Genomic DNA, 3,267 nt, shown 5'->3' on the forward strand with positions numbered 1-3,267 from the left:
TGTTACGTCCCGCGCAATCTGAGGTTTGGGGAGGGCGTTTATCCCGCGAACGGCTGGGGCGATTTTCTGAACATCTCCGCAATCAGCGCGAGACGCAACGGACATAAGGAAGGCCAGTACTGCTCTGATATCGTGTGATGTTTTCCAGGCGCCACACGACAACCAGAACAGACTGGCCTATGCATCGCATTGTATTTGCGTTTCTCACGCTCGAACAACATCTTCTCGCTATCCGTTGCACGCCGCAGTCGTACCGGCCCGATGCTTGCGCACATTGCGGCTGTGGCTGCCTGTGGGGCCACGGCTGCTATCACCGCAAGGCTGACCGCAGCGGCGACGCCGAGCTCAATCCCGTGCCGATACCGCGTTTTCGGTGTCCATCCTGTCGTCGAACCTGTTCGCGCCTGCCGCTGGCCATCTGCCCGCGCCGTTGGTACGGCTGGGCGCTGCAGCAGCAGGTGCTTTTACTGCTGATCGCTGGCGCGTCGCTGCGCCGTACTGCGGCCGTCTTCGCGCTGGGCTATCACACGGTGCGCCGCTGGTGGCGATGGCTCAATACCAGCCAGACCTTCGTATTCCATTTGCGCAGTCGCTTTGCCGAACTCGGTCGCTGCGCTGATTCCGCTGAGTTCTGGCTGACCTGTTTCGGGCAAATGCCATTGTGCCAGGCGATGGCCTGGCTCGATCACGACGGCCTGACTGTCCCATGATCGCTTGATCCTCGCGCGGCGCGCAACGCGCTGCTCGCACGCCTGGCGCACGCTCCACAGACTTTGCTCACTGCCGCTGCCGCGGCAATAGCGGTTTCATCTCGTTTCCTCACTTTGATGAAGGATTCAACGAGATGAACGACATCGACGAGATGGCGCTGTTCCGTCTGGGCGTGCTGGGCCCGCTCACCAGCCGCGGCGCACTCGCACGCGGTGAACTGGCTCGCCTGATCCGCCAGATTGCCCAGCAGGAGTACGCGATTCCCGGCTCCAGACGCCGCCACATCAGCGAGAAGACGCTGCACGCCTGGTACGACACCTGGCGCCGCGAGGGCATTGCCGGGCTGGCCAGCAAGGCCCGCGCCGACCGCGGCTCATCGAAGCTGCCCGAGGCCGTGCAGGCTGCGGTGCTGGCGGCCAAACGCGAGAACCCGCGCCGCTCGATCCGCCAGATCCGGCTGCTGCTGGAGAGCGCCGGCCTGGTGGCGCGCGACACGCTCTCGCGCAGTGCCGTGCACCGCCTGCTCAAGGCACACGGACTCTCACGCATCGCCGGCCCGGCCGTCGTGCCCGACGAGAAGCGCAGCTTTGAGGCCGAACACGCCGGCTCTCTCTGGTACGGCGACGTCATGCACGGGCCAACTCTGTCGATCGACGGCAAACGCAGGAAGACCTATCTGGTCTCGCTCATGGATGACGCCTCTCGGCTCGTCGCTCACAGCGCGTTCTGCCTGTCCGAGACGGCGCTCGATATCGAGAGCGTGCTCAAGCAGGCACTGTTGAGGCGCGGCATCCCCGGGCGGCTCGTCGTGGACAACGGCTCGGCCTATCGCAGCGCAACCCTGCAGGGCATCTGCGCGCGCCTGTCCATCCGCCTGATCTACTGCAGGCCGTACCAGCCCGCCGCCAAGGGCAAGATCGAACGATGGCACCGGACGCTGCGCGACCAGTTCCTGGCTGAACTCGACACCAGCCGCATCCGCGAGCTGGGCGATCTGAACGCCCGGCTGTGGGCATGGATCGAACAGATCTTTCACCGCAGCAAGCATGCCTCGCTGGGCGGGCTCACGCCGCTGGCACGTTACCAGCAGGACCTGCCGCGCATCCGCCTGCTCGGGCCGCTGGCCGCGCAGCTCGACCAGCTGTTCTGGTATCGCATCACACGCCTGGTGCGCCGCGACGGCACGGTGTCCTACCAGGGCAAACGCTTCGAAGTGCCGTACGAACTCGCCGGCCGGCACGTGCGGCTTGTCGTCGATCCGCATACCGGCGTGGTCATGCACGTCGAGAACGAAGCCGGGCAGCAACTGGGCGCGGCCGCCGAGCTCGATACCGTGGCCAACAGCACGCGCCGGCGCCAGCGTCCCGAGGCCGAGCCGGCCACCGCCGAACCCGCCGTGGCCGGCCCGAACCTGATCGAGCTCGTCCACCGTCAACATTATCCGCACACGGAGCATTGAATCATGTACCGCCAGCACTTCGGCCTGCGCTGCGCACCACTGGACAAGGACTCCACCAGCCTGTGGGACGACGGCGCGATCGCCCATTTGAATGAACGCTTCCAGTGGCTGCTTGCCAGCCCCGGCGTGGGCCTGCTCACCGGCGAGCCCGGCGTGGGCAAGACCGCCGCGCTGCGCCACATCACGCGCTCGCTCAACCCGCACCGCTACCAGGTCATCTATACGGCCGAGTCCGACTTCGGCCGCATCGATCTGTACCGGGCGCTTGCCCGCGAACTCGGCCTTGAGCCCAGCTACCGGCGTGCCGACCTGTGGCGCGACATCAAGCGGCGCATCACCGAACTGGCCCAGAACCGACAGGTGCTGCCGGTCTGGGTCATCGACGAAAGCCAGAACCTGCCACCCGCATTCTTCCGCGATCTACCCGCTTTCCTGAACTTCGCCATGGATGCCAGGGATCTGATCACCATCTGGCTGGCCGGTCATCCGTCGCTGGCCGACGTGCTCGAACGCGCGCCGTACGCCGCCCTCTACGGACGCATCCAGGTGCGCGTGCACTTCACCCCGGTCATCGAACGCGAGCGCTTCGCCCAGCTCATCGGCCACGCGCTTGCCGCCGCTGGCTGCAACCACACGCTGCTCTCGGACTCCGGCATCGAACAACTGCGTGAAGCTTCGCGCGGCGTGCCCCGCCAGGCCGGGCGCATCCTGCGCAACGCCATGCGGCTGGCCGTGCCCAAGGGACTGAACCATATCCCCGACGACCTGCTGCTGCGGGCCATCGGGGAAGTGCGATGAGCACCGCCATGCAACAACGATCTGACTTCCACTCCAACCCGCGAGGCCACATGGACATCTTCACGCGCAATGCCGGACTGGCCGACCCCGTACTCTCCGACGAGGCCGCCTTCTTCATCCAGCTCATCCTCGACGACATCTGGCTGTGGTTCAACACCGTCTACGGCGAGCAGGCGCGCCGCTATCGCCCACCGCCAGACCTCGATCCCGATGACGATCCCGACCCTCCCTTCTGACTTCACGGGGGCCGCAAGGCCCCCGTTTGCATCTCAGCACCGTTCCCCGCTTCAGGCCGCCTG

General features: G+C 65.9%; 4 protein-coding genes. All 4 read left to right on the top strand.

What is annotated here, in order from left to right:
- Positions 1–179 precede the first annotated feature (179 nt).
- Entirely contained in the window at positions 180–710 is a 531-nt protein-coding gene (locus LDO29_RS28000) for a DUF6431 domain-containing protein (RefSeq protein ID WP_151072645.1), read from the top strand.
- A gap of 134 nt (positions 711–844) precedes the next feature.
- Positions 845–2,170, top strand: a complete 1,326-nt coding sequence (locus LDO29_RS28005; RefSeq protein WP_151072644.1) for a DDE-type integrase/transposase/recombinase — start codon at positions 845–847, stop codon at positions 2,168–2,170.
- Positions 2,171–2,173: 3 nt separating this feature from the next.
- The gene (locus LDO29_RS28010; RefSeq protein WP_151072643.1) at positions 2,174–2,968 is read left to right on the top strand and encodes an ExeA family protein; all 795 of its coding nucleotides are present in this window, start codon (positions 2,174–2,176) and stop codon (positions 2,966–2,968) included.
- A gap of 8 nt (positions 2,969–2,976) precedes the next feature.
- Positions 2,977–3,204, top strand: a complete 228-nt coding sequence (locus LDO29_RS28015) for a hypothetical protein (protein ID WP_224082978.1) — start codon at positions 2,977–2,979, stop codon at positions 3,202–3,204.
- The last annotated feature ends 63 nt before the right edge of the window (positions 3,205–3,267 follow it).

The organism is Cupriavidus laharis, from assembly GCF_914271435.1.
GTDB classification, from domain to species: Bacteria; Pseudomonadota; Gammaproteobacteria; order Burkholderiales; family Burkholderiaceae; genus Cupriavidus; species Cupriavidus laharis.

Excerpts from the sequence above, each read along its gene's own strand:
- LDO29_RS28000 (WP_151072645.1), top strand. The coding sequence starts at position 180 with ATGCATCGCATTGTATTTGCGTTTCTCACGCTCGAACAACATCTTCTC.
- LDO29_RS28005 (WP_151072644.1), top strand. The coding sequence starts at position 845 with ATGAACGACATCGACGAGATGGCGCTGTTCCGTCTGGGCGTGCTGGGC.
- LDO29_RS28010 (WP_151072643.1), top strand. The coding sequence starts at position 2,174 with ATGTACCGCCAGCACTTCGGCCTGCGCTGCGCACCACTGGACAAGGAC.
- LDO29_RS28015 (WP_224082978.1), top strand. The coding sequence starts at position 2,977 with ATGCAACAACGATCTGACTTCCACTCCAACCCGCGAGGCCACATGGAC.